The organism is Bartonella queenslandensis AUST/NH15 (assembly GCF_000312585.1).
In the GTDB taxonomy this organism is placed as follows: Bacteria; Pseudomonadota; Alphaproteobacteria; order Rhizobiales; family Rhizobiaceae; genus Bartonella; species Bartonella queenslandensis_A.
Genome location: NZ_HE998005.1, coordinates 51,844 through 53,286, shown reverse-complemented (window position 1 = coordinate 53,286; position 1,443 = coordinate 51,844). Strand labels below are relative to the sequence as shown.

Annotated in this window: 2 protein-coding genes; both read right to left on the bottom strand. The window is 37.8% G+C overall.

Going from position 1 to position 1,443, the window contains the following annotated elements; all coding sequences use genetic code 11:
- Positions 1 to 663: DnaA regulatory inactivator HdaA (hdaA, locus tag BN338_RS06580; RefSeq protein ID WP_039760251.1), on the bottom strand; the 663-nt coding region annotated here is incomplete at its 3' end.
- The coding region (locus BN338_RS06575) for an AI-2E family transporter (RefSeq protein WP_039760256.1) at positions 660 to 1,443 on the bottom strand (784 nt) is incomplete at its 5' end. The genes hdaA and BN338_RS06575, both read right to left, overlap by 4 nt.

Below are 1,443 nucleotides of genomic sequence, written 5' to 3'. Positions count from 1 at the left end.
AGCAATAACAGCACGCGTTATTTTTCTTTTTCTTTGTAACGCCAACTGATCAACAGAATCAATAACATTCTTCAATGAAAATAAAGAACGTTCACAACGGCTGATAAGATAATAAACTGTATCCGGATGCACAATAAGTTGCCTATCGGAAAAAAGCTTAAAGGCAACTGCTGTTAACAATGCATCATCAGGCTGATTAATTTCAACGAACATCACCGAATTAAGACGACTTTTTAGATCACTTAACTTTAAATTCCAAGTGGAAGGGAGCGTCCGTGCCGTCATCAATAAAGTAGCTTGTCGTGCATCAACATTGACTTGCTTAACACTGTTAATTAAATGAAAAAGTTCTATCTCATTAATTTCCCCTGCGTCAATATCCTCTATTAAAAAGGGTCTCCCTAAAGAAGCCATAGCAACAGCCTGATCAATTTTATTGCGCTGAATCCTGAATGCATGTGCTTTTTGGAGCCATATACTCGAAAAGTGCGTTTTTCCAGATCCTTTTTTTCCAACCAAAACTGCAATAGGTAAGCTCCAATTGGGCCAGTGATCAATAAGCTGAAAAGCCATACGATTGCTATCTGTCACGACTAAATCATCAAATTGAAAAATTGGCTCATAAGGGAAATTTAAAGATAATTGCGTTTCTCGCCCATTCATTTTTGCGGCTCCGAATTTCCACTTCGCGAATACATCTGAGAACTAAGATAAGTATGAAGAGCAAAACGAACTAAAACGCCCACAGCAGCCGCTGCAGGAACAGCAACAAGCATACCAGTAAAACCAAAGAGTGAAGAAAAAGCAAAAAGTGAAAACATCAACCATACAGGATGTAATCCCACAGATGAACCAACAAGTTTTGGTTGAAGAATATAACCCTCAATAAATTGACCAATTAAAAAAAGTGCCATCACAACGATGATTCCCCCCCAATTATTGGGATAAAACTGGACCCATGCAATCCCAACAGAAAGGACCACCCCACTCATTGTTCCAATATAAGGAATAAAGCTAATAAGGCCAATAAACATACCAATCAAAAGACCAAAATTGAGTCCTGCAATCGTTAAACCAATAGCATAATAGCCTCCCAATATGAGACAAACAGTTCCTTGTCCACGAACAAAACCTGCGATAGCTCTATCCATTTCATGAAAAATACTACGAACAGTACCAAGATGATCGCGCGGTATTAAAGAATCAATTGCAGTCACCATACGTGGCCAATCTAATAACATATAAAATGCCACCACAGGCGCCACAACAAATAAGCTAACAATATTAACGATAGACTTTCCTGATTTCAAAAGCGAATTCAAAAGAGATGTAATAAAATCAGAACCTTCTCCCAAAAAACCTTTAATATTACTCCGCAATTCATTTGGATCACTTCCAAAATAGCGCCTTATCCAATCAAAATCATGCTCAACAAAAAAGGTT